Genomic DNA, 24,989 nt, shown 5'->3' on the forward strand with positions numbered 1-24,989 from the left:
GGCGTCCGGCGTCCGCACAAAATGTGGGCCACCGGACGCATCACGCGCATCCGTCGTCACTCGGGGTACATCGGGGGCGTCCGCCCCGGTCAGGAGATCTTGACCGGATTGACGACGTCGGCCACCAGCACGAGCAGCGTGAAGCAGATGAACACTCCGGCGACCACGTAGGCGACGGGCATCAGCTTGGCGACGTCGAAGGGGCCCGGGTCGGGGCGCTTGAAGACGCGCGCCGCGTTCCGGCGGAGGGCCTCCCACAGGGCTCCCGCGATGTGGCCGCCGTCCAGCGGCAGCAGCGGCAGCATGTTGAAGAGGAACAGCGAGAGGTTGAAGCCGGCCAGCAGGAACAGCATCATCGCGATCTGGTTCTGCGCCGGAACGTCCAGCGTCATCACCTCGCCGCCGATCCTGGCCGCGCCGACGACGCCCACCGGGGAGTCGTCCGCGCGCTCGCCGCCGTCGAAAGCCGCGTTCCAGAGTGCGGGGATCTTGGACGGCAGGGCGATGATCGAGTCGACGCCGTTCTCGAACATGTCGCCCATGCGGACGACCGAGTCACCGAAGGAGAGCGGGACGATCTCCGTCTGCGCGGCGAATCCGAGGTAGCCGGCGGAGACGAACTTGCCGGGGATCACCTCGCCGTCGGAGTTCTTCTTCGCCACCGCGTTCTTCGCGAGGACGGCGTGCAGGGTCTGTTCCCGGCCGTCGCGCTGGACCGTGATGGTGGCGGGGCCGATCGTGTCGCGGATCCTGTCGGAGAGCGCGGACCACTCGTCGACCTTCTGGCCGTTGAAGGCGACGATCTTGTCGCCCTCGCGGAGTCCGGCCGCCTGGGCGGGCGAGACCGGGTCGGACGACTTGCAGGCCTCGCGCTTCTCGCTCTGGGAGATCACGCACTTCTGGACGCCGGCGACCTCGGTCGTCTGGGTCTGGAACCCGAAGGTCATGGCCACGCCGAGGAAGATCGCGACGGCCAGGATCAGGTTCATGAACGGCCCGGCGAACATGACGATGACGCGCTTCCACGGCTTGCGCGTATAGAAGAGACGCTTCTCGTCGCCCGGCTCCAGCTCCTCGAAGGCGGCCGACCTGGCGTCCTCGATCATGCCGCGCCACGGTGACGTGGAGCGTGCCTCGATCCTCCCGTCGGGTCCCGGCGGGAACATCCCGATCATGCGGATGTAGCCGCCCGCCGGGATGGCCTTGAACCCGTACTCCGTGTCGCCCTTCTTGCGCGACCAGACCGTCGGGCCGAAGCCGACCATGTACTGGGGTACGCGAATGCCGAAGAGCTTCGCGGTGGAGAGGTGTCCCAGTTCGTGCCAGGCGATGGAGAAGAGCAGCCCGACGACGAAGACGGCGATACCCAGAACGGTCAACAGGACCGACGTCATACTCATGCGCGCGCCTCCGCTGCGGCCTCGGCCGTGAGTTCCCGGGCCCGGGTCCGTGCCCAGGCCTCCGCTTCAAGGACGTCCGCGACGGTCAGTGAAGTTCCCGCCGGGGGCGTTCCGTGTTCGGCCACCACCGCGGTGACGGTGTCCATGATGCCGTTGAACGCCAGCCGTCCGGACAGGAACGCGTCGACGCACTCCTCGTTGGCGGCGTTGAACACCGCCGGGGCGGTGCCGCCCAGGGTGCCCACGTGCCGGGCCAGGCCGACGGACGGGAACGCCTCGGTGTCCAGCGGGAAGAACTCCCAGGACGAGGCCTTCGTCCAGTCGAACGCGGGGGCGGCGTCGGGGACGCGCTGCGGCCAGCCGAGGCCGATGGCGATCGGGCCGCCCATGTCGGGCGGGGTGGCCTGGGCGAGCGTCGAGCCGTCGGTGAACTCCACCATGGAGTGCACATAGGACTGGGGGTGGACCACGACCTCGATCCGGTCGAAGGGGATGTCGTAGAGGAGGTGCGCCTCGATGACCTCCAGCCCCTTGTTGACCAGGGTCGCGGAGTTGATCGTGATGACCGGGCCCATGGCCCAGGTCGGGTGCGCGAGCGCCTGCTCCTTCGTGACGCCCGCCAGCTCGCTCCTGGTGCGTCCGCGGAACGGGCCGCCGGACGCGGTGACGACGAGCTTGCGCACGTCGTCGCGCTTGCCGGCCGCCAGCGCCTGGAAGAGCGCGGCGTGCTCGGAGTCGACCGGGATGATCTGGCCCGGGGCGGCCAGCTCCTTGACGAGCGGACCGCCGACGATCAGCGACTCCTTGTTGGCCAGTGCCAGGGTGCGGCCCGCCCTGAGCGCGGCCAGCGTGGGCGCCAGGCCGATCGAGCCGGTGATCCCGTTGAGCACCGTGTGGCAGTCGCCGGCGGCCAGCTCGGTGGCCGCGTCCGGACCGGCCAGGATCTCGGGGAGCTGTTCTCCGGCCCCGTACCGCCCGCTCAGCGCGTCGCGCAGGGCGGGCACCGCCTCGGGAGCGGCGACCGCGACCGTGCGCACCCGCAGGCGGTGGGCCTGCTCGGCGAGGAGGGCCACCCGGCCGCCCGCCGCCGAGAGCGCGGTGACACGGAAGCGGGCGGGGTTGCGCAGTACCAGGTCGATGGCCTGGGTGCCGATGGACCCGGTGGAGCCGAGGATGACGAGATCCCGGCGTCCTTCCACGGCGTCGAAGACGAGGTGCGGGTCTGCCAGGGGGGCGGGGCTGTCGCTCATGCCCCCCATTGTTGCCGCATCCGCTGTGTGCGTGGGTACGGAGTCCCGCACACCGTGCCTGCCTGTCCCCATTCGCCGGGTTCCCCTCGCTCGTCGCGCTCCGGCCGCCGCCCGGCCCCGCCGTGTGCCGGTGGCGTCAGAAATGCGTGGTCACGCCGAACTCGGCGCGCAGCCCGGCCATGTCGTGGAGGTCGGCCGGGCCGGGATCGTACCCCTGGTGGAACTCGATCTGCTGCCGGACCGAGATGCAGCGCACCGGTGTCCCGCCGATGGTGCCGGTGACGAAGCACTCCGCCGGGTAGCGGAAGGGCTCCTGCGGATCCAGTGACGACTGGACGGCCGAGCCGTCGGGGGCGAACCGCAGGGGGTGCAGGTCGATTTCGGTGCCGGCGGGGTGGCTGAGGACGAACCGTGCCGGACGCCAGTCGAGGGTCTGGGTGTAGCCGGCGGCCGTCAGGGCGGCGAGGAGGGCGGGTTCCTGCTCCTCGCGGTGCAGCAGGTCGAGGTCCCGGTGCTCGCGGGTCTCGGCCCCGATCAGGGCGTCGACGCCCCAGCCGCCGGCGATCACCACGTCCGTACCGGCCTCGCGCAGCACCGACAGGACGGACAGCACTTCGGCGGTGGACATCATGGGCGGAGCCTAGTGGCGCGCGCCCACCGGTTCACGGGCTTTGCGTGAGGTGCGCCGCGAAGGCGGCGAACTCCTCGTGGAAGCGGGGGTACGTCTTGCGTACGCAGCCGGGGTCGTCGCAAGTGAGGCCGGGGGTGCGCAGGGCGGCGACGGCGAAGGACATGACGATGCGGTGGTCGCCGTGGGTGGCGATCTTGGCGGCGCGCGGGGTGCCGGGCCGGATCTCGATCCAGTCGGGGCCGGTCCCTACGGTGATGCCCATCCGCCGCAGGTTCGCGGCGCACGCCTCCAGCCGGTCGCACTCCTTGACCCTGGTGTTGCCGACGTCCTCGATGCGTACCGGCCCGGAGGCGTACGGGGCGATCGCCGCCAGCGTCGGCATGGTGTCGGAGATGTCGCGCATGTTGACGGTGAGGCCGTGGAGCTTCCCGGTGGAGCGGACCGTGGTGGAGTCGGCGGTCGTACGCACCTCGGCGCCCATCCGGCTCAGTACGCCGACGAACCCCAGGTCCCCCTGGAGGGCGCCCGCGCCGAGTCCGGGGACGGTGACCTCGCCGCCGGTGACTGCGGCGGCGGCGAAGAAGTAGCTCGCGGTGGAGGCGTCCGGCTCGACCGCGTAGGTGGTGGCCCGGTAGCCGCCGGGCGGCACGGTGAAGACGTTGCCGCCGGGGCCGCCGCGGGTGACCTCGACGCCGAAGGCGCGCATCATCGCCAGGGTGATCTCGATGTAGGGCGCCGACACCAGTTCGGTGACGGTGATCCGGAGTCCGGTCTCCGTGAGCGGGCCGAGCATCAGCAGCGCGGTGAGGTACTGGCTGGACTGCCCGGCGTCCAGGGTCAGTTCGCCGCCCCTGATGCCGGCGGCCCTGATCCGCAGCGGGTGGTGGCCCTCGGCCTCCTCGTGGTGGAGGTCGACGCCGAGGAAGCGCAGCGCCTCGGTGAGCGGGGCGAGGGGGCGGCGGCGCATCTGGGCGGAGGCGTCGAAGCGGTAGCTGCCCCGGGCTCCGGCCGCGGCGAGGGCAGGCAGGAAGCGGGCGGTGGTCGCGCCGTCACGGCAGTAGATGTCGGCCTCGGTGGCGGCGGGCCCGGCGGGGCGGCCCTCGATCCGCCATTGGTCCGGCTCCTGGACCACCTGGTAGCCGAGGCCGGTGAGCCCCTGCGCAAAGCCTTCGGTGTCGTCCGAGCTGAGCGGACGCAGGAGGGTGCTGGTGCCGTTCGCGGCGGCGGCCAGGAACAGGGCGCGCGCGGTGACGGACTTGGAACCGGGGACGTGGATGACGGTCACGGGCCCCCATCCTGCCGTGCCGCGCGCGAGGGCGGCGAGGCGCGTCCAGCGGGTGGACGTGCCTCGCCGCCCCGGGCGTCAGCGGCTCAGCGGACGGGCCGGTGCACGTTGTCCCGGGTGGAGGGGCCGGGAGTGGCGTCGGCGATCCACGGGCCTTCGCCGCTCGGGTCGATGATGCCCTCCTCCAGCCAGGTGTAGGTGCCCGACAGGACGCCTTCGACGACGCGCCGGTCCAGGTCGTCGGTGTTGGACCAGAGCCGGGTGAAGAGCTCCTCGACCCGGACGCGGGACTGGTGGCAGAAGGCGTCCGCGAGCTGGTAGGCCTCGCGGCCGTGGTCGTCGCCGGTGCGCAGGAGTTCGGCCCGGACGCAGGCGGCGCTCATCGCGAAGAGTTCCGCGCCGATGTCGACGATCCGGCCGAGGAAGCCCTGCTTGGTCTCCATCCGGCCCTGCCAGCGCGACATGGCGTAGAACGTGGAGCGCGCCAGCTTGCGGGAGGCGCGTTCGACGTAGCGCAGGTGGCTGGCCAGGTCGGCGTGGCCCGCGGGGTTGAACTCCGCGTAGGTGCCGGGGAGCTGTCCGGGTCCGGTGACGAGCTTGGGCAGCCACCGGGCGTAGAAGCCGGCGGCGTTCGCGCCCGCCTTCGCCTTGGCGGAGAGCGGCTTGTCGGGGTCGATGATGTCCCCGGCGACCTTCAGGTGGGCGTCGACGGCCTCCCGGGCGATCAGCAGGTGCATGATCTCCGTCGAGCCCTCGAAGATCCGGTTGATGCGCATGTCCCGGAGCATCTGCTCGGCGGGGACGGCCCGCTCGCCGCGGGCGGCGAGGGAGTCCGCCGTCTCGAAGCCGCGGCCGCCTCGGATCTGGACCAGCTCGTCGGCCATCAGGCAGCCCATCTCGGAGCCCAGCAGCTTGGCGAGCGCGGCCTCGATCCGGATGTCGTTGCGGTTCTCGTCGGCCATCTGGGAGGCGAGGTCGACGACCGCTTCCAGGGCGAAGGTGGTCGCGGCGATGAAGGAGATCTTCGAGCCGACCGCCTCGTGCCGGGCGACCGGCCTGCCCCACTGCTCACGGACCGCCGACCACTCGCGGGCGATCTTCAGGCACCACTTCCCGGAGCCGACGCACATGGCGGGCAGCGAGAGCCGCCCGGTGTTGAGCGTGGTGAGCGCGATCTTGAGCCCGGCCCCCTCGGGTCCGATGCGGTTCGCCGCGGGGACGCGCACCTGGTGGAAGCGGGTGACGCCGTTCTCCAGGCCGCGCAGGCCCATGAAGGCGTTGCGGTTCTCCACGGTGATGCCCGCAGAGTCGGCCTCGACCACGAAGGCCGTGATGCCGCCCTTGTGCCCCTCGGACTTCGGGACCCGCGCCATGACGACGAGCAGGTCGGCGACGACCCCGTTGGTCGTCCACAGCTTCACCCCGTCGAGCACGTAGTCGGAGCCGTCCGGTACGGCGGAGGTGGCGAGGCGGGCCGGGTCGGAGCCGACGTCCGGTTCGGTGAGGAGGAACGCCGAGATGTCGGTACGGGCCAGCCGGGGCAGGAAGGTGTCCTTCTGCTCCTGGCTGCCGAAGGTCTTCAGCGGCTGGGGCACGCCGATGGACTGGTGGGCGGAGAGCAGGGCGCCGATCGCCGGGCTGGCGGAACCGACCAGGGCGAGGGCCTTGTTGTAGTACACCTGGGTCAGGCCCAGACCGCCGTACTTCACATCGATCTTCATGCCGAGCGCGCCGAGTTCCTTGAGGCCGTTGATCACCTCGTCGGGGATCCTGGCCTCGCGCTCGATCAGGGCCCCGTCGACCCTGCTGTCACAGAAGTCGCGCAGCCGGGCGAGGAACTCCTCGCCGCGCCGGACGTCCTCGCCCGCGGGCAGCGGATGCGGGTGGATCAGGTCGAGGCGGAAGCGGCCCAGGAAGAGTTCCTTGGCGAAACTGGGTTTGTGCCAGTCCCGTTCCCGCGCCTCCTCGGCCACCTGGCGCGCCTCGCGCTCGGAGACCTTGGGCGTGTGCTGTGGTGCGGATGGCCGTTGTGCGGATGGTGCGGACATGAGGAGCTCACCTCGCCGCTTCGTCGGGGGTCTTCTACTCGTCCGTATGTACCCGATTCCTGCCGGTGCCACCACCCTCGGGACGCCGACCGGGTCGCCCGCCACTCCAGTGACCTGGCCCGCTCGCGGAATCGCGGAACGGCTGGAACGGAGCTGAAGGTGTCCCGGATCCACGCGGTGGCACGGGGGCGGACTGAGCCGTGGAGGCCGGGGTGACGTTCTTCGACAGGTGCGGTGGTGTCAGCGGTACGGCGACCGGCGGACGGACAGGATCGCGACGTCGTCGTGCCGGCTGCCCCCGCCGGCGAAGGCGCGCGCGTCGTCGTACAGGGCCCGGGGCAGTTCGGTGGGCGAGAGGGTGACGCGCCCGTTGAGGCGTTCGGTGACGGGGTAGAACGAGCCGTCGGGGTCGCGGGTCTCGGTGAGTCCGTCGGTGGTCAGCAGCAGTGTCGAGCCGGGCGGGAAGGCGAACCAGTCGACGGTCGTGGGCTCGACGGCGAGTTCGGCGAGGCCGAGGGGGACGCCGGAGGTGAGTTCCGGGGTGATGACGGCGGCGTCCTGCACCAACTGGGGCGCGATGTGGCCACAGTTGATGACCTGCACCTCGCTCTGCGCATCGATGTTCACGATGAGCGCCGTGACGAACCGTTCGTCGTCGCCGGTCTGCGCGGCGTAGGAGTTGTGCCGTACGACCGAGGCGTCCAGGGCGTCGACGAGCGCCGTCAGGGTGGGTTCCCGGTGGGCCGCCTCGCGGAAGGCGCCGATGACGGCGAACGCGGCGCCGACCGCGGGCAGGCCCTTGCCCTGGACGTCGCCGATCAGGACGCGGGTTCCCCACGGGGAGACGACGACGTCGTAGATGTCGCCGCCGATGAGCCGGTCCTCCTGGACCGGCTCGTACACACCGTCGACCAGCACGTCGTCGGTGAGCAGCGGCAGCGGGCGCAGGATGTGGCGCTGCATCGCCGCGGCGGTGGAGCGCAGCCGCAGCATCTCCGTCTCGCGCCGGATACGACGGTGACAGGCGTAGACGGCGGCGAGTCCCAGGGCGCAGGTGAGCAGCATCATGAGGAGCCTGTCGAGCCACGACCGCCCGTCTCCGTGCCGGATCAGCACGGTGGCGACGACCACGGCCGTGGTCCACCCGGCCACGAACATCGTCTGGCGCGCGGTGCACAACGCGGACGCCGCCCCCGGCAGGAACACCAGGAGCCCGAGAAGCCACACCGGGGACGCGGACAGGGCGCCGAGCAGCACCACCAGGAGGGTCAGCGAGACCACTGCGATCACCACGGCACCGTCGCTGGGGGCTTCGACGGTTTCGAAGGGGCGTGCGGATCTCGTCGAGCGCGTGCGGGGCACGGGACCTCCCGGGCAGACGGTGTGCTCTCCGTACGTTAGGCAGCCCCGGCCGGGGCGGAGCCGCGCCCCGCCGGAAGGCGCCCGGCGGGCCCGGCAGGTCAGCGGGATATGGTTCGGCCGCAATGAATCCGATCGGTCCACCCGGGCTGCGCCGAGGCCCTCGGCGGTGGCCCGCCCGAGGGAGAGCCGGATGCTGCAGGCACTGGGACTGGGCCCGGCCGAAGAGGCCGTCTACACCGCGCTGCTGGCCCGCCCGGCGGCCTCGGCGCCCGAACTCGTCCGGCAGACCGGGCTGACGGAGGCCGAGGCCACCCGCGTCCTGCTCGACCTGGCGGCGCGCGGACTGGTGGTGAGCGCCGCCGGGGCCGGGGTGGCCGAACCGGACGGCGGCGGGCCGGGCCCGCACACCGCCCGCTACCGGCTCGCGCCGCCCTCGGTGGCGCTGGCCCCGTTCCTCGTCGAACAGCGCAACGCGCTGCACCGGGCCGAGACCGCGTTGTCCATGCTGAGCGAGCAGTACCGCACCACCACCGGGCACTCGGCCGGCAGCGTCGTGGAGCCGGTCGTCGGCGTCGAGCAGGTCGCGCACCGGTTCCACCAGCTGCAGCGGGGCGCCCAGCGGGAGCTGCTCGTCTTCCTCATCGGCCGGCCCATCGCGGTGCCGCGCGAGGACACCGACGCGTCGGAGAGCTCCGCGCTGGAGCGCGGCGTCGATTTCCGGGTCGTCGCCGCCAGGGACTACCTCGACGGGCCCGAGGTGGCGAGCGACATGCGGGCGGCCATGACGGCGGGTCTGCAGCTCCGCCTGGTCGATTCGTTGCCGCTGAAGATGGTCGTGGCGGACCGGGAGCGGGCCATGGTGCCGCTGGACACCGCGGACGCCGGCGGTGAGCCGGGCGCCATCGTCGTGTACCGCAGTGGACTGCTGACGGCCCTGGTCCACCTCTTCGAGAAGGAGTGGGTCCAGGCCCGGCCGCTGTATCCCGCCACCACGGGTGTGCGCGTGGAGCCGCTGGGCGAGCGGCGGCCGACCGAGGGGGAGCTGGAGGTTCTTGCCCTGCTGCTGGCGGGGATCTCCGACCGTCGGGCGGCCTCCCAGCTCGGCTTGTCCATCCGCACGGTGGAGCGACGGACCCGCCGTCTGATGGACCTCGCCGGAGCGGATTCGCGCCTGCAGCTGGGGTGGCACGCCGCCCGTGCCGGCTGGCTCTGACGGCAAGTGAGACGGCCGTGTGACGGAATTCCGACATGCGGGCGACCCGTCACGCGTGACGCCCCTATGCCATTCGCGTGTCTGCCAGGCTGCAGCGGCAGCACAGCTGTTCACGCCACCGAGTGGGGAGATTCATGCGCTCCGTCATGCGAATAGCCTTGGGCACGGCCACCGCCGTCGCCCTGGCCTTCACCGCGGCCACGCCGTCCGGGGCAGCGGATCCGCCGCCCGCCGGCGCCGCGGGCAAGAGACCGGTCGTCGGCAGTGAGGCCGCGGCGAAGAGCGGCGGGCAGGCGACGGTCACGCTCGTCACCGGCGACCGGGTGCTGGTGACCACGGACCCGTCGGGCCGTAGTTCCGCGGCGTTGCTGCCGCGCGAGGACGGCACCCGCCCGTTGATCCAGACCCGCCAGGTGGGCAAGGACCTCTACGTCTACCCCGACACCGCCTCCCGGGCGATCGCCGAGGGGAGGGTCGACGAGCAGTTGTTCAACGTGACCGGGCTGATCCGCCAGGGCTACGACGACGCGCACACCGGCTCGCTGCCGCTCATCGCCACCTACGGGAAGGGCGTGGACGTCGCGAAGAGCGCGCCGCCCGCGCCGCGCGGCTCCGAGCGGGGGCTGAGCCTCCCGGCCGTGGACGGAGTGGCCCTCAAGGCGGACAAGGACACGGCCGCCGCCTTCTGGCAGGACGTCACCGGCGCCCGCTCCCGGGCCGCGGCCACACTGAAGAAGCTGTGGCTGGACGGCAAGGCCGAGGCCACGCTGGACCGTTCCACCGCGCAGGTGCACGCACCGGAGGCCTGGGCCGCCGGATACGACGGCAAGGGCACCAAGGTCGCCGTGCTGGACACCGGCGTGGACGCCGCGCACCCGGACCTGACGGACCGGATCGCCTCGTCCAAGAACTTCACGGACTCCCCGGCCACCGACGACAAGGTCGGCCACGGCACCCACACCGCCTCCACGGTCGGCGGGTCCGGAGCGGCCAGTGACGGCCGTCAGAAGGGCGTCGCCCCCGGCACCTCGCTGCTCATCGGGAAGGTCCTGGACGACCGGGGCTCCGGCCTGGAATCCTGGATCATCGCGGGCATGCAGTGGGCCGTCGACCAGCAGGCCGACGTCGTCTCGATGAGCCTGGGCAACCCGACGATCGGGGACTGCACGGACCCGGTGGCCGAGGCCACCGGCCGGCTCTCGCAGGACACGCACACCCTGTTCGTCGTCGCCGCGGGCAACGCCGGTCCGGGCGCCGGGACCGTCTCGTCGCCCGGCTGCGTGCCCGGCGTGCTGACCGTCGGCGCTGTCGACCACGACGACACCACCGCGCCCTTCTCCAGCCGCGGCCCCGTCGCCGTCACCCACACCCTCAAGCCCGAGATCGCCGCCCCCGGCGTCGGCATCTCGGCGGCGAGTGCGGGCGGCCGCGGCGTCTACGCCTACCGGACGATGTCCGGCACCTCGATGGCCACCCCGCATGTCGCGGGCGCCGCCGCCGTCGTCCGCCAGGCCCACCCGGACTGGACCGCGCAGCAGATCAAGGCCGCCCTGGTCTCCTCGGCCCGCACCGGCGGGAAGGTCGCGGGCGCCGACGAGACCGGCGGCGGGGTGCTCGACGTGTTCGGCGCGGTGAACCAGCAGGTGGTCTCCGTACCGGCCGTGCAGGCCGGCAGCTACAACTGGCCGCAGGACGCCTCGGACCGCACCACGGTGCGGGTGCCCTTCACCAACACCGGCACGAGCGCCGTCACCCTGGGCCTGAAGGTCAGTGGTGTGCACGGCAACGACGGCAGCGATGTCGTCTCCGGCGTCGTCGGGGTCGCGAGGGACAAGGTGCGGGTCGCCGCCGGCGCCACCGTCCGGGTGCCGCTGCGGATCGATCCGACCGCCCGGCTGAAGGACTCCCAGTACGGCGCCGTCACCGGCCGCCTCCTGGCCACCGGCGGCGGGGAGCGGGTCTCCGTACCCGTCACGCTGTACGTCCAGCCGGAGACGGTCACGCTCCGGGTCAAGCTGATCGACCGGCACGGCGCGCCCGCCGCGGGCATCTCGTCGCTGGACCTGGCCGGCCTCGACACCGACACGGGGGAACGCCGCACCAACAACGGCGCGGGCGACCAGACGTTCCGCGTGCGCCCGGGTGCCTACTCCCTCAGCAGCTTCGTGGGGAGCTACGGCGCGGACAAGGCGCCCGAGTCGGTCAGCTACCTCGCCAACCCGCAGCTGCGGATCACCCGTGACACCACCGTCGTCCTCGATGCCCGCAAGGCGCACCGGCTGAGCCTGCGCACCGAACGCCCCTCGACGGTGGCCAACACGACGCTCAGCTACGCCCGCACCTGGGACGACACCTGGCAGCTGTCCGGTTCGGTGGTGGCCGACTCCGTCCAGGAGTTCTACGCGGACATCGACGGACGCGCCGCGAAGGGCACCTACGAGTTCCGTCCCACCTGGCGCGCGGCCGGCTCCCAGGACGGCAGGCCCTACGTCTACAACCTGTCCTTCCCGACGCGGGGCCCGCTCCACGCCGAACGGGTCTTCAGGCCGAAGGACGCCGGGCTGGCCCGGGTCAGCGAGACGTGGCACGCCATGGGCAAGGCGGGCGGCTACGTCGACGCGATGTTCGTCCGCCCCTCCGGCGGCTACAGCGCCTACCTCCCCGTGGCCCCGATGGACACGGTCCACGTCCCCGGCACCCGTACCGCCTACTACACGGCCGGCGACGACGCCTGGTACCACGGCGCGATGACCAGCTTCCCGTTCGCCGCGTTCATGGGCGACCGGGAGCGCAGTTACCGGGCCGGCGAGCGGCGCGACGAGGAGTGGTACGGCGGCCCCCTGCGGCCGGCCGCACCGCGCGACGCCGACGGCAAACCGATGCTGGCCGCCGAGCGGCAGGGCGACCTGATCGGCTTCCAGAACGCGCTCTGGCTCGACGAGTCCGGCGACCACTGGACCTACGGCGGGTCGTTCGGTGACCTCGGCAAGCTGGTGCTGAAGCGCAACGGAGAACAGATCGCCACCCGCGTCGATCCGTACGGTGTGTTCACCGTGCCGGACGAGGACTCCGCGTACGAACTCACCCAGATCCTGGAGAAGATCCCGTCCGCGGACGGCAACTGGCTGCGCTCCACCGCCGCCACCACCACGTGGAGCTTCCGCTCCCACCGGGAGCCGGACGTCTACTCGCGCGGCCTGCCGGTCCTCACCCCCGAGTACGACCTGCCGGCGGACGGCATGAACACCCTGCCTGCGCGGGGCGGTATCAGGGTCGGCCTGTCGGTCGAGGGCCATGCCGGGTACACCCCGGGCGCAGTCACGGCGGCCGCGTTCTCCTACTCCTACGACGGCGGCGCCACCTGGACCCGGGCGCCGGTCCAGCAGCACAAGGGGAAGTGGACGGCCGTCCTGGACCACACCGGCGCCGCCGGCCGGCAGGTCATGACGAAGGCCTCCTTCACGGACGCCAACGGGAACGCGGTCACCCAGACCATCACCCGCGCCTACGACGTCCGGTAGCGGCACACGACGGCAGACGGCCGGGCGGGTCACCCACGAGGGGTGACCTGCCCGGCCGTCGCCGGTCCGACAGGGTTACAGGGCGAGACCGGTGAGGACCAGGACCCGCTCGTAGGTGTAGTCGTCCATCGCGTACCGGACGCCCTCCCGGCCGGTGCCGGACTGCTTGGTGCCGCCGTACGGCATCTGGTCCGCGCGGTAGGAGGGGACGTCGCCGATGATCACGCCGCCGACCTCGAGGGCGCGGTGGGCGCGGAAGGCGGTCTGCAGGTCGTGGGTGAACACCCCTGCCTGGAGGCCGTACTTGGAGGAGTTGACGGAGGCGAACGCCTCGGCCTCGCCGTTCACCTTCTGCACCGAGAGCACCGGCCCGAAGACCTCCTCGCAGGAGAGGCTGACGCCGTCGGGGAGGTCGGTGAGGACGGTCGGGGCGTAGGTCGCGCCGTCGCGCTTGCCGCCGGTGAGCAGGGTGCCGCCGGCCTGTACGGCCTCGTCGACCCAGGACTCGACGCGCTTGGCGGCGTCCTCGTTGACCAGCGGGCCGACGTCGGTGGCGGCGTCGGACGGGTCGCCGGTGACCTGGGCCTCGACGGCCGCGACGATCTTCGGGAGCAGCCGGTCGTAGACGGCGGCGTCCGCGATGACGCGCTGCACGGAGATGCAGGACTGGCCGCCCTGGTAGTTGGAGAACGTCGCGATGCGGGTCGCGGCCCAGTCCAGGTCCGTCTCGGAGGCGTAGTCGCCGAGGACGACGGCCGCGCCGTTGCCGCCGAGCTCCAGGGTGCAGTGCTTGCGCGGCACCGAGTCCATGATCGCGTAGCCGACCGGGGCGGAGCCAGTGAACGAGATCACGGGCAGCCGCTCGTCCTGGACGAGGGCGGGCATCCGGTCGTTGGGGACCGTGAGCACCGACCAGGAGCCGGCCGGCAGGTCGGTCTCGGCCAGCAGCTCGCCCAGGATCAGCGAGGAGATCGGGGTGGCCGGGGCGGGCTTGAGGATGATCGGGGCGCCGACGGCGATGGCCGGGGCGACCTTGTGGGCGCTGAGGTTCAGCGGGAAGTTGAACGGTGCGATGCCCAGGACCGTGCCGCGCGGGAAGCGGCGGGTGAGGCCGAGCCGGCCGGTGCCGCCGGCGTCGGTGTCCAGGCGCTGGGCCTCGCCGCCGTTGAAGCGACGGGCCTCCTCGGAGGCGAACCGGAACACCGAGACGGCACGGCCGACCTCGCCGCGCGCCCACTTGACGGGCTTGCCGTTCTCGGCGGAGATCAGCTGGGCGATCTCCTCGGTGCGCTCGGTCAGCCGGCGGGCGACGTGGTCGAGCGCGGCGGCGCGGACGTGGGCCGGGGTGGCGGCGAACTCGTCACGCACGGCGTGGGCGGCGGCGACCGCCTCCTCGACCTGGGCCTCGGTGGGCACGCTGACGGTGCCGACGAGGCGGCCGTCCCAGGAGTTGGTGACGTCGAAGCTTTCCTCGCCGGTGGCCTCGCGGCCGGCCAGCCAGAAGGCGTGGGTGGAGGTCATGGAGGTTCCGGCCCTTCGATGTCGTGGGGTGTTCCGTCCCCACCGTAGGGGCGCGCCGTCCGCCTGGCGTTTGTCCGGCGTGGAGCAGAGGCACTCCGGGATACGCCGGTTTGTCGCAGCCGACGGCCCGTCCTACGACGCCGTCGGGGGGCTGGTCACCTTGAGGGCCAGCCAGAGCTCCATCCGGCTGTCCGGATCGTCCAGCGAACGCCCGAGGATCTCCTCCACCCGCCGCATCCGGTAGCGCAGGGTGTGCCGGTGCACCCCCAGGTCGGCCGCGGCGGCGTCCCACTGGCCGTGGTGGGAGAGCCAGGCCCGCAGCGAGGCGACCAGGTCGCCCCGGCCCTTGGTGTCGTGTTCGTACAGGGGGCGGAGCATGGCGTCCGCGAAGGCGCGCACCGCGTCGTCGGCGAGCAGCGGGAGCACCGAGCCGGTCGCCAGCTCCTCGTGCTCGACCAGTGCCCTGCCCCGCCGGCGGGCCACCGACAACGCCTGTTCGGCCTGCTTGTACGCGGCCGATACGGCGATCGGGCCCGCGGGGGCGGAGAGGCCGACGACCACCTGGGTGTCGCCCGCCGGTTCGTGCGCGGGCCGTTCCTCCTGGGTCTCGGCGTAGCCGGTGCAGGCGGCGACCGCGGCGCCGCCGTCTGCGGCCAGGACGACGAGGCGTTCGCCCTCGGGGACCATCAGCACGGTCTCGCCGGACCGGGCGGCCGCGCTCTCCATCGCCTCGGCCAGCTGCGCGGTGGTCGAGGGTTCGGACGCCTCCGCGATGAGCAGCCGGAAGGGGGCGTCGAGCAGCCCGCCGTAGAGGTCTCCGGCGACGGCGCGCGCGTGGTCGGGCTGGCCGGCGAGCAGCATCCGCAGCACCGCGGCGCCGAGCCGCTGTTCGGCGCCCTGGAGCGAGCGGGAGCGGGCGGTGGTGAGGGTGAGCAGGGCGACCGCCGAGTGCACGGCGTACCGTTCCGCGGTGCCGAGCGCCGACCCGGTGCCGACGGCGAGGGCGCCGCGGGCCCGGCGGCCGGTGCCCAGGGACTGGAGCTCGACCCGGTCCTCGTTGCCGCCGACGACCACGCTGGCCGGGGCCGGGCGGTCGCGCAGGCGTTCCACGTCCGGGGTGAGCCGGGCGGCGCGGCGGGCGGCCCAGTCGGGGGCGGCCGCCACGACGGCCCCGGAGGCGTCGTACAGCGCGGCCCAGCCGTCGACGTGCGCGGCGAGCCGGCCGAGGAGTTCGCCGGGGCCGTCCCCGGCGAGCGCCGCCCTGGTGAGTTCGCGCTGCGCCTCGAAGCCGGCGGTGACGGCCCGGTACTGGTCGGCGGCGATCTCCGAGGAGACCGCCTTGGCGATGGCGATGAACGGGGTGCGGCGGGGCACTTCGATGAGCGGCAGCCCGGCTTCCTCGGCGGCGTCGATCAGCGCCTTGGGCACGGCGTCGTAGTTGACGCCGACGGCGAAGCCCACCCCGACGACGCCGGATCCGGCCAGCCGTCGCACGTACCGCTGCATGCCCTCGGGGCTCTCGGCGTCGAGATTGGTCGCGGTGACCAGCAGCAGTTCGCCGCCCTCCATGTAGCGGACGGGGTCGGCCAGCTCGCTGGCGTGCGCCCAGCGCACGGGTGTGTCGAGCCGGTCCGCTCCCGCACGGACCGTGAGTTTGAGCGCCGAGTGCTGGACGAGCGAGGCGAGCGTGGGCGGCATGGGACGGGTGACCTTTGGGAGGGGGCGTCTGGGCGGGGCGCCTGAGTGGGGCGTCGATTGCGCCGTCACGTATGAACGGCTGCTATCGATTCTGCCAGGGCGGCAGGGTTCCCGTAACCGCTCTCAGCCCCTCCTGTACCGCCGCTCCCTCGGATGCCCGTCAGCCACCCAGTTTCATCAGGAGCGGAGGGGCGTGCCGGCCGTCGACCGTGGTGAGGGAGACCACCGCGTGGCCGGCCGCCAGTTCGTAGGCGAGCCCCGAGGCGGACCAGCGTTCCCGTTCGACCTGGCGCACGGTCACGGCGTCCGTGGTGACGGCCTTGCCGGTGGCGAACTTCCGCAGGGCGTGCAGGGCCCGGGTGAGCGGCTGGTCGGCGAAGACGCCGTGCTGGGCGACCTCGCGGACCTCCACCCATTCCTTGCCCCAGGCCTCGGCGAAGCGTTTGCCGTCCCAGGTGGAGACGCCGGAGAAGGCCATGTTGCAGCCGACCGAGCCGAGCAGCGCGGTGTGCAGCGGCTCGGGCACGTCTTCCAGGGTCCGCAGGGCCAGGACCGCCCCCGCGTTGACGGACCGCAGCCGCCGGATGCCCCGGACGGTCTCGGCGGTGACGGTGTGGGTGGCGTCGTCCAGGACCAGGCAGACGAACAGCGAGCGGTCGGCGCGGGCCGCGGTGATCGCGTTGAACTGGGCGAGGACGAGGCGGGCCAGTACCTGGGACGCCTCGGCGTGGGCGCGCTCGGGGAGATCGATGCGCACCCGCAGCGGGTGCTGTTCCAGGGAACGCAGCGAGAACGGCCGGGCGTCCTCGCCGGTGGCGAAGAATCCCGCGAAGGCCGGCCGGTCGAGGACGGCGATCCGGTCGGCCAGGACGGCGGCCGGATCCCCCGCGCCGCCCGCCTGCCGGGCCCGCGCGTCCAGCTCGCGCAGCATCGCGTGCCCGCCGGCCGCCTCCAGGGCCTGGCGCAGCGCGGTCAGCGCGGGGACGGACCCTTCCAGGAGCTCGCGGAGTTCGGGGACGCCGGGGAACCTGCCGTGGACGGCGCGGTAGGGGCCGAGGAGCCGGCCGAGCACGGTGCCCGCGCGCCGGCTGTCCAGGCCGGGGAGGTCACCGACCAGCCCTTCCGCGAGGGTGGCCGCGGCCTCGTCGGGGTCGGTGGTGCCGCCGTAGAGGTCGAAGTCGTGCACGGAGGCGGGGTCCCCGATCCGGATGACGACGTCGTAGGCCTCGTCCGGCCCCAGCTGTGTGCCCGCGCCGCCGACGGCGAGCACCGCCGCCTGGCCCGTGAGCGCCCTGATGGCGAGGGATTCGATGACCGGCCGGACGACCCCGGCGGTCTTGCCCGAGCCGGGCGGGCCCACCGCCAGGAGCGAGGTGCCCAGCAACGCGGGCTCCAGGGCCAGGCCCGAACCGCGGCGGGGATAGGGGTTGCGCGGGTCGTCCGCGCAGCCGCCGATCCGGACCTGGCCGGTGAGCGGGTCGTGCGGGGCGGTGCGCAGCGGGAGATCGCGGTCGCCCGAGGGGTGCAGATAGGCGCCCGCGCCCTTGCGCAGCACGGTCTCGGTGAAGGAGGCGAGGCGGTCGGGGCGGGTCCGGGCGACGGCCCAGGCGTGCCGCAGCCGTACGCAGTCGACGTCGTTCATCCGGCCGGTGCGCACGGCGGCGGTCAGCGCCTCCGCCGCGTCCACCCGGCCCTCGGCCCGCAGCTCGGGCCAGTCCGCCGGGGCGGGACCGGTCTGCTCGGGGGCCGTCCGGGGGCGGCCGGGGACGGTTCCGGGCCGCTCCGGCTCCTGGTTGCGCAGGCGCCGCAGGAAGGGGCCGAGCTCCGTGGACCACTGGCCGATCCTGGCGAAGGGCCAGACGATCGCGGTGCCGATCAGCGCGTAGAGCACGATCGAGACGAGCAGCGCCGCGTACTGGTTGCCGCCGCCCTGCATCCAGCTGGTGGGCACGGCGGGCAGGACGACGTCCGCGAGCGGCACCCGCCGGGTCCAGACGAGCCAGACGGTGAGCAGCGCCCCGGCCACCGTGGTCAGGAACCTGGCCCGGTCCAGGCGGTCTCCCGCGTAGTACCGGAAGAGGTGCGCCCAGGCGCCGATCCGGGCGGCCCAGAAGCCGAGGGCGAGCACGAGGACCTGGTAGTAGAGCGTGGTGGAGTTGACGACCAGGGCGGGCGCGTCCTTACGGAGGCCGCCGAAGGACCACCATTCGGCCCCGGTGATGATCTCGATCGGCTTGAAGACGTAGGGGACGGCCCGTTCGGTGAGCAGCAGCCACAGCAGGAGCCACAGGACCAGCGTGGCGGCCGGCCCGAGCAGGGAGGGGCGCGGCGGCCGCTCGGCCGGCCTCGGCACATAGGCGTAGCGCCACACGCCGGGATCGCTCTCGGGGCGCGGCGTGTTCAGCCAGTCGGCGGTGGGCGATCCCGTCCCGGCGGAGCGGTGCTGGACCGGCATCGCGGCGGGGCGCGGCGGCCCCACCGTCGGCGGGAACGCGGGCGGCGCCGTCGGCGGCGGGCCCGGCGGGCGCGCGGGCGGCGGCCCGGCCGGGTGCGGCACGGAGCCCTGGGGGCGGCCGGCGCGGCCGTCGGGCGGCTGCGCACCCCGCGTGCCCCGGGCGCCGTGCGTGCCTTCGTTGTCCATGAACCGTTGCCCCCTGACCAGCCAGGTCCGACCGCTGCACGGCCAATCTAGTGCGCGGACACGGGGAGTTCAGCAACGCGCCCGGATAGTGACGGGGAACGGGCCGCCCCGCCCCCGTATCGCGTTCTGTCCGTCGCGGACAAGGACACGTCCGCCACCACTCCCGATCGGAGCATGCCCGCGCCCCGCCCACGCGCCTAGCCTGCAGAAACCGAAGCGTCCGAAACACCCCCCAGGAGCCCCGCATGACCGCAATTCCGCAGGAGCGCCGCGTCGTCACCGCCATTCCCGGCCCGAAGTCGGTGGAGCTGCAGGCCCGCCGCCTCGCCGCGGTCGCCGCCGGTGTGGGCTCCACACTGCCGGTGTTCACCGCGCGTGCCGGTGGCGGGATCATCGAGGACGTGGACGGCAACCGGCTGATCGACTTCGGTTCCGGTATCGCCGTGACGTCGGTCGGCGCCTCCGCCGAGGCCGTGGTGCGGCGGGCGTCCGCGCAGCTCGCGGACTTCACCCACACCTGTTTCATGGTCACTCCGTACGAGGGGTACGTCGAGGTCTGCGAGCAGCTCGCCGAGCTGACGCCGGGCGACCACGCGAAGAAGTCCGCGCTGTTCAACTCGGGCGCCGAGGCCGTCGAGAACGCGGTGAAGATCGCCCGCGCCTACACCAAGCGCACCGCCGTCGTCGTCTTCGACCACGGCTACCACGGCCGGACCAACCTCACCATGGGCATGACGGCGAAGAACATGCCGTACAAGCAGGGCTTCGGCCCGTTCGCGCCCGAGGTCTACCGGGTGCCGGTGGCGTACGGCTACCGCTGGCCGACCGGTGCGCAGAACGCCGGGGCCGAGGCGTCCGCGCAGGCCATCGACGAGATCACCAAGCAGATCGGCGCGGACAACGTCGCCGCGATCGTCATCGAGCCGGTCCTCGGCGAGGGCGGGTTCATCGAGCCGGCCAAGGGCTTCCTGCCGGCGATCGCGCAGTTCGCCAAGGACAACGGCATCGTCTTCGTCGCGGACGAGATCCAGTCCGGCTTCTGCCGCACCGGCCAGTGGTTCGCCTGCGAGGACGAGGGCATCGTCCCGGACCTGATCACCACCGCCAAGGGCATCGCGGGCGGCCTGCCGCTCTCCGCGGTCACCGGCCGCGCCGAGATCATGGACGCCGCGCACGCCGGCGGCCTCGGCGGCACCTACGGCGGGAACCCGGTCGCCTGCGCGGGTGCGCTCGGCGCCATCGAGACGATGCGCGAGCTGGACCTGAACGGGAAGGCGAAGCGCATCGAGGAGGTCATGAAGGGCCGCCTCGCCGAGATGCGGGCCAAGCTGCCCAACGGGGACATCATCGGTGACATCCGGGGCCGGGGCGCGATGATCGCGATCGAGCTGGTGCGGTCCGGCACCAAGGACCCGGACCCGGCGGCGGCCGCGCAGCTCGCCAAGGCCTGCCACGCCGAGGGTGTGCTGGTGCTCACCTGCGGCACCTACGGCAACGTCCTGCGCTTCCTGCCGCCGCTGGTGATCGGCGAGGAGCTGCTGAACGAGGGCCTCGACGTGATCGAGCAGGCGTTCGCCGGCGTCTGAGCCGGGTGGGCCCGGGAGCGGCGCGGCGTTTCCTCCGGGGATGCCCGGCGCCCCGGTGAGGGCCTGTGAAGAAGGTGTGCGGGGGCGATGGCGGGATAACGTTGCCGCTGTCGGACCCCCCACCGCCTGACGTACGGTTTGCGCAGATGAGAGAAACACCCCGCCCGCAGGGGACTGCCGGCGACACCGGGTCGGAGCTCCACCGGCACCGTCCTGGTTGTGCCTTCGCGCACACCACTGGAGCTTCGGGCTCCGGAACTCCTCACCGATCGGATGGCCGCCCGCCCCACACCCCCCGGGGCGCGCGGCACACCGGTCCGACCGTCCGTCCCGGAACACCCCCCCCTGTTCCGGGACGGACGGCTCTTCTCGTTTCGGTGGTCTCGGGCCTGCTGGCCCTGTTCGCCCTCACCACCTGGCAGATCGCGGCCGACGGCCCGCTGCGCGGCCTCGACGAACGCACCGGCCGCGCCCTGGTGGGCCGGGGTCCGGCCGGGCTCACCGAATTCCTCGCGGATCTCGGCAACATGCAGGTCGCGCTCCCGGTGCTGGGCTGCGCGATTGCCTGGTCGCTCGTGCGCGGTGCGCGCCGCGCCCCGGTCACGGCGGCGCTGACCACGGCCGCGGCGGGGCTGCTCGTCGTCCCGCTCAAGGACTGGATCGCCCGCCCCGGGCCGCTGACCGACGCCACCGGCTACTACCCCTCGGGCCACGCGGCGACCGCGGCGGTGGCGTACGGGGCCGCGGCGCTGCTGCTCGCCCCGTACCTGCGGCGGTCATGGATGATGCCCGTCGCCGCCGTCCTGCTGACGGCGGCGACGGGCATCGGTCTGGTGCTGCGCGGCTACCACTGGCCGCTGGACGTGCTGGGCAGCTGGTTCCTGTGCGGGCTGCTGCTCCTGCCGCTGGTGGTTCCGGGGCGCTCTCAGCCGCCGAAGTAGGCGTCGAAGTTCTTCGAGAACTCCCAGTTGTTGAAGCGGTCCCAGTTGATCGACCAGGTCATCAGCCCGCGCAGTCCGGACCAGGTGCCGTGGGTGGCGTAGGAGCCGCAGTCGGTCTTCTTCGTCAGGCAGTTCAGCGCCTTGGTCACCTCGGCGGGCGAGGTGTGGCCGTTGCCCGCCTGGGTGGAGGCCGGCAGACCGATCGAGACCTGGTCGGGGCGCAGGCCCGGGAAGACCTTGGTCTGGTCGCCCGCCACCGGGAAGCCGGTCAGCAGCATGTCGGTCATGGCGATGTGGAAGTCGGCGCCGCCCATCGAGTGGTACTGGTTGTCCAGGCCCATGATGGAGCCCGAGTTGTAGTCCTGGACGTGCAGCAGGGTGAGGTCGTCGCGCAGGGCGTGGATCACCGGGAGGTAGGCGCCGGCGCGCGGGTCCTGGCCGCCCCAGGGGCCCGAGCCGTAGTACTGGTAGCCGAGCTGCACGAAGAAGGTCTCGGGGGCCATGGTCAGGACGAACTTGTCGCCGTACTTGGCCTTGAGCGTCTTCACCGCGGAGATCAGGTTGACGATGACCGGTGTGGTGGGGCTGCGGAAGTCGGTGTCGCCGGTGTTCAGCGAGAGCGAGTGGCCCTCGAAGTCGATGTCCAGGCCGTCCAGACCGTACTCGTCGATGATCTTGCTGACCGAGGAGACGAAGGTGTCGCGGGCGGCGGTGGTGGCGAGCTGCACCTGTCCGTTCTGGCCGCCGATGGAGATCAGCACCTTCTTGCCGGCGGCCTGCTTGGCCTTGATGGCCGCCTTGAACTCGGCCGCCGACTCGACGTTCGGGCACTCGGCCACCGGGCAGAGCGAGAACCGGATGTCGCCCGAGGTGACGGAGGTGGGTTCGCCGAAGGCGAGGTCGATGACGTCCCAGGAGTCGGGCACGTCCGCCATCCGCGTGTAGCCGGAGCCGTTGGCGAAGCTGGAGTGCAGATAGCCGACGAGGGCGTGGGCCGGCAGCGTGGCCCCGCCCTCTCCCCCGCTGCCGCCGGTCTTGGTGGTGGCGAGCACCGCGGCGGACTTGGCGGACTCACCCCCCGCGTTGGTCGCGGTGACCTGGAAGCTGTACGCGGTCGAGGCGGCGAGGCCCGTCACCGTCGCGGAGGTGGCGGTGGTGGAGAGGACCTTCGTGCCGCCCCGGTAGACGTTGTAGCCGGTGGCGCCGGAGGACGCGGTCCAGGACAGCGGGACCGAGGAAGTGGTGGCGGTGCCCGCCTTGAGTCCCGCCGGTACCGCCGGGAGGACGACCGGGTCGCCGCCGGGGCCGACGAGGCTGAGGTCGTCGGCGTAGTAGGCGGGCGTCCCGTACCAGCCGTGCGTGTAGACCTTGACCGAGGTGGTGGAGGCGCCGGTCCTGAACGTGGTGGTGAGCTTCTGCCAGGCACCGGCGGACTGCGTCCAGGTGGACACGTCCGTCGTGCCGGTGCCCTCCGCGCCCAGGTAGACGTAGCTGCCCTGCACCCAGGCGCTCAGGGTGTACGTGGAGTCCGGCTTGACCGTGACGGCCTGCGAGCACTTGGCGTAGTCGCTGCCCGCCGGGGTCGCCTTCAGCGCCGAGGTACCGCCGTGCACCGGGGTGGTGACAACGGCTCCGCTGCCGCCCGTACAGCTCCAGCCGTCCAGGCCGACCTCGAAGGTGCCGTTGCGCGCCAGCTCGGCGTCGGCCGCCGCGGCGCTCGGCGCCGAGGCCGCCAGGCCGCCGGCGGCCAGAAGGGCGGCCGTGAAGGCGGCCAGCAGTCCGGTAATGCGGGCAGGGGGTCCCGTACGTTCCACAACGGCCTCCGTGCAGGGGGGAATTGGGTGGCCACAACATGGTCCAGACCAATCCGGTTGTCAAGACCTCTGGCAGCCACCCCGCTATTCCCGGCTCCCCGCCGCGGCCTCGTGCATCGCCAGTTCCAGCAGCGTGGCGTCGGTGAGCGTGCCCGAGCCGTCCGGCGGAATCAGCCAGCGGACCCCGCCGGCGGCGGACCGCCCGGGGTGGGGCACCACGATCCAGGTGCCCTGGCCGGCGCCCCGCACCCCCGTCCCGATCCAGCGGTCGACGGTGCCCGGCGGCACGAAGAACCCCATCCGGGCGTCACCGAAGTCGGCGAGGACCGGCCCCGGCCGGTCGATGAGCCGGGTGAGCACATCGAGCGTCGGATAGCCCAGCGCCCCCGGCAGGATCAGCACGTCCCAGCGCCGGCCGGCGGGCAGGAGCGCGATCCCCCGCGGATTGCGCTCCCACTCCCACCGGCAGGCGTCGGGGTCCGGTGCCACCGACACAAGCCACTCGACCGCTGCCCTGACTCCCGAGCCAGCCATGACCCGCCTCCGTTCCGTAGGCGCACCCGCGGGGAGTCGCGGGTGCGTTCACGGGAGAGAGAGCGGTGGGGCCGATCCATTACGCGGGTTCGACTACCAACCGGTAGTGAACTGGGTCACGCCCGGCTCAGCTGTCGAAGCCCAGCCCCAGCCGGTCCATCGTGCGCAGCCACAGATTGCGGTGGCCGCCGTTGTCGTCGGCGCGGGCCAGGGAACGCTTCGTCAGCTCGATCCCGGCCCAGGCGAAGGGCTCCGGCGGGAACGGCATCGGCTTGCTGCGCACCATCTCCAGCGCGGTCCGCTCCGTCTCCTGGCCGGCCAGCAGGTCGAGCATCACATCGGCGCCGAACCGGGTGGCCCCGACGCCGAGTCCGGTGTATCCGGCGGCATAGGCGACCCGGCCCTGATGGGCGGTGCCGAAGAATGCGGAGAACCGGGAACAGGTGTCGATCGCGCCGCCCCAGGCGTGGGTGAACCGCACTCCCGCCAATTGCGGGAAGCATTCGAAGAACTGCCCGGCGAGCTTCAGGAACGTTTCCGGCCGCTGGTCGAGTGCAGCGCTGAGCCGGCCCCCGTACGGATAGATCGCGTCGTATCCGCCCCACAGAATGCGGTTGTCGGCGGAGAGCCGGAAGTAATGGAACTGATTGGCGCTGTCGCCCAGGCCCTGCCGGTTCTTCCAGCCGATCGCGGCGAGCTGTCCGGCGGTCAGCGGTTCCGTCATCAGCGCGTAGTCGTAGACCGGGACGGTGTACGGGCGGACCCGCTTCACGAGCGAGGGGAAGATGTTCGTGCCGAGGGCGACCCGGCGCGCGAGCACCCTGCCGTCCGGGGTGCGGACCGCCATTCCGGTTCCGGTTCTGGCCAGCTCCAGGCCCCGGGTGTGCTCGTAGATCCGGACTCCCAGGTCGAGGCAGGCCTGTTTCAGGCCCCAGGCCAGCTTGGCCGGGTGCAGCATCGCGACCCCGCGGCGGTCCCAGAGGCCACCCAGGAATGTCGGTGAGTCGACATGGGCGCGCAGCGCTTCACCGTCCAGGAACTCGACGCCGCCGAAGCCTCGCCGCTCCAGCTCCTGGTGCCATTCCCGCAGCTCTTCGAGCTGGTGGGGCTGGGTGGCGACATCGATCTCACCGGTGCGCTCGAATTCGCAGTCGATGCCGTAGCGGGCGACCGCCTCCTCGATGGCGTCGAGGTTGCGCGCGCCCAGCTCCTCCAGCTTCTCGATCTCGCCGGGCCAGCGCTCCAGCCCGTTGGGCAGGCCGTGGGTGAGGGAGGCGGCGCAGAATCCGCCGTTGCGGCCCGAGGCGGCCCAGCCCGTCTCGTGCCCCTCGATCAGTACGACATCGCGTTCCGGTTCGCGCTCCTTGGCGAGCAGCGCGGTCCACAGTCCGCTGTAGCCGGCCCCGATGACGAGGAGGTCGCAGTGCTCGTCGCCCGTGAGCGCCGGGAGCGCTTCGGGCCTGCCGGGGTCGTCCAGCCAGAACGAGACCGGCTTCGCGTCGGCGATTGACTGGGCGGCGGTGCTCATGGCAACTGGGGCCATG

At 72.5% G+C, this 24,989-nt stretch carries 16 protein-coding genes; 4 read left to right on the forward strand and 12 right to left on the reverse strand.

Going from position 1 to position 24,989, the window contains the following annotated elements; genetic code table 11:
* Positions 1-89 precede the first annotated feature (89 nt).
* The 6 genes from EDD93_RS00195 to EDD93_RS00220 all read right to left on the reverse strand — a co-directional run bounded on the left by EDD93_RS00195 (position 90) and on the right by EDD93_RS00220 (position 7,976).
* Positions 90-1,400, reverse strand: a complete 1,311-nt coding sequence (locus EDD93_RS00195) for an RIP metalloprotease (protein WP_123523230.1) — start codon at positions 1,398-1,400, stop codon at positions 90-92.
* On the reverse strand, positions 1,397-2,650 hold the full coding sequence (gene dxr, locus EDD93_RS00200) for a 1-deoxy-D-xylulose-5-phosphate reductoisomerase (protein WP_123527514.1): 1,254 nt from the start codon (positions 2,648-2,650) through the stop codon (positions 1,397-1,399). The genes EDD93_RS00195 and dxr overlap by 4 nt, the downstream gene beginning before the upstream one ends.
* Before the next feature lie 136 nt (positions 2,651-2,786).
* A complete protein-coding gene (locus tag EDD93_RS00205; RefSeq protein WP_123523231.1) occupies positions 2,787-3,281 on the reverse strand; it encodes a nucleotidyltransferase domain-containing protein in 495 nt (164 codons plus the stop codon).
* Between the two features lie 31 nt (positions 3,282-3,312).
* Positions 3,313-4,566: a 3-phosphoshikimate 1-carboxyvinyltransferase gene (aroA, locus tag EDD93_RS00210; RefSeq protein ID WP_123523232.1), complete on the reverse strand. Its 1,254-nt coding sequence runs from the start codon at positions 4,564-4,566 to the stop codon at positions 3,313-3,315.
* 86 nt (positions 4,567-4,652) lie between these two features.
* Entirely contained in the window at positions 4,653-6,614 is a 1,962-nt protein-coding gene (locus tag EDD93_RS00215; RefSeq protein WP_123523233.1) for an acyl-CoA dehydrogenase family protein, read from the reverse strand.
* A gap of 240 nt (positions 6,615-6,854) precedes the next feature.
* Positions 6,855-7,976 (reverse strand): PP2C family protein-serine/threonine phosphatase, encoded by a 1,122-nt coding sequence (locus EDD93_RS00220; protein WP_123523234.1) that lies wholly within the window; start codon positions 7,974-7,976, stop codon positions 6,855-6,857.
* 190 nt (positions 7,977-8,166) lie between these two features.
* On the opposite strand from EDD93_RS00220, the gene EDD93_RS00225 reads away from it, so the two are divergent.
* The gene (locus EDD93_RS00225) at positions 8,167-9,189 is read left to right on the forward strand and encodes a helix-turn-helix domain-containing protein (protein WP_123523235.1); all 1,023 of its coding nucleotides are present in this window, start codon (positions 8,167-8,169) and stop codon (positions 9,187-9,189) included.
* A gap of 134 nt (positions 9,190-9,323) precedes the next feature.
* Positions 9,324-12,710, forward strand: a complete 3,387-nt coding sequence (locus EDD93_RS00230) for a S8 family serine peptidase (protein ID WP_123523236.1) — start codon at positions 9,324-9,326, stop codon at positions 12,708-12,710.
* A 75-nt stretch (positions 12,711-12,785) separates the two neighbouring features.
* On the opposite strand, the gene EDD93_RS00235 is transcribed toward EDD93_RS00230, so the two are convergent.
* From EDD93_RS00235 to EDD93_RS00245, 3 genes are all read right to left on the reverse strand, one after another.
* Complete coding sequence (locus EDD93_RS00235) at positions 12,786-14,231, reverse strand: aldehyde dehydrogenase family protein (RefSeq protein ID WP_123523237.1); 1,446 nt, start codon at positions 14,229-14,231, stop codon at positions 12,786-12,788.
* A 132-nt stretch (positions 14,232-14,363) separates the two neighbouring features.
* Positions 14,364-15,929, reverse strand: coding sequence for a PucR family transcriptional regulator (locus EDD93_RS00240; protein WP_123523238.1), 1,566 nt, complete (start codon positions 15,927-15,929; stop codon positions 14,364-14,366).
* Positions 15,930-16,089: 160 nt separating this feature from the next.
* Positions 16,090-18,570 carry an ATP/GTP-binding protein gene (locus tag EDD93_RS00245; RefSeq protein ID WP_123523239.1) on the reverse strand — a complete coding sequence of 827 codons (2,481 nt, stop codon included), beginning with the start codon at positions 18,568-18,570 and terminating at the stop codon, positions 16,090-16,092.
* Positions 18,571-18,815: 245 nt separating this feature from the next.
* Between EDD93_RS00245 and gabT the strand changes: the two genes are divergently transcribed.
* The gene (gene gabT, locus EDD93_RS00250; protein WP_123523240.1) at positions 18,816-20,156 is read left to right on the forward strand and encodes a 4-aminobutyrate--2-oxoglutarate transaminase; all 1,341 of its coding nucleotides are present in this window, start codon (positions 18,816-18,818) and stop codon (positions 20,154-20,156) included.
* A gap of 377 nt (positions 20,157-20,533) precedes the next feature.
* Positions 20,534-21,097: a phosphatase PAP2 family protein gene (locus tag EDD93_RS00255; RefSeq protein WP_260255574.1), complete on the forward strand. Its 564-nt coding sequence runs from the start codon at positions 20,534-20,536 to the stop codon at positions 21,095-21,097.
* On the opposite strand, the gene EDD93_RS00260 is transcribed toward EDD93_RS00255, so the two are convergent.
* The 3 genes from EDD93_RS00260 to EDD93_RS00270 form a co-directional block, all read right to left on the reverse strand.
* Positions 21,082-22,911 carry a chitinase gene (locus EDD93_RS00260; RefSeq protein ID WP_123523241.1) on the reverse strand — a complete coding sequence of 610 codons (1,830 nt, stop codon included), beginning with the start codon at positions 22,909-22,911 and terminating at the stop codon, positions 21,082-21,084. The two genes, EDD93_RS00255 and EDD93_RS00260, sit on opposite strands and share 16 nt — an antisense overlap.
* An 84-nt stretch (positions 22,912-22,995) precedes the next feature.
* Positions 22,996-23,445, reverse strand: a complete 450-nt coding sequence (locus EDD93_RS00265; RefSeq protein ID WP_123523242.1) for a hypothetical protein — start codon at positions 23,443-23,445, stop codon at positions 22,996-22,998.
* 127 nt (positions 23,446-23,572) lie between these two features.
* Entirely contained in the window at positions 23,573-24,988 is a 1,416-nt protein-coding gene (locus tag EDD93_RS00270; RefSeq protein WP_123523243.1) for an FAD-binding oxidoreductase, read from the reverse strand.
* Between the last annotated feature and the right edge of the window lies 1 nt (position 24,989).

It is taken from the genome of Streptomyces sp. 840.1 (genome assembly GCF_003751445.1).
Taxonomy (GTDB): Bacteria; Actinomycetota; Actinomycetes; order Streptomycetales; family Streptomycetaceae; genus Streptomyces.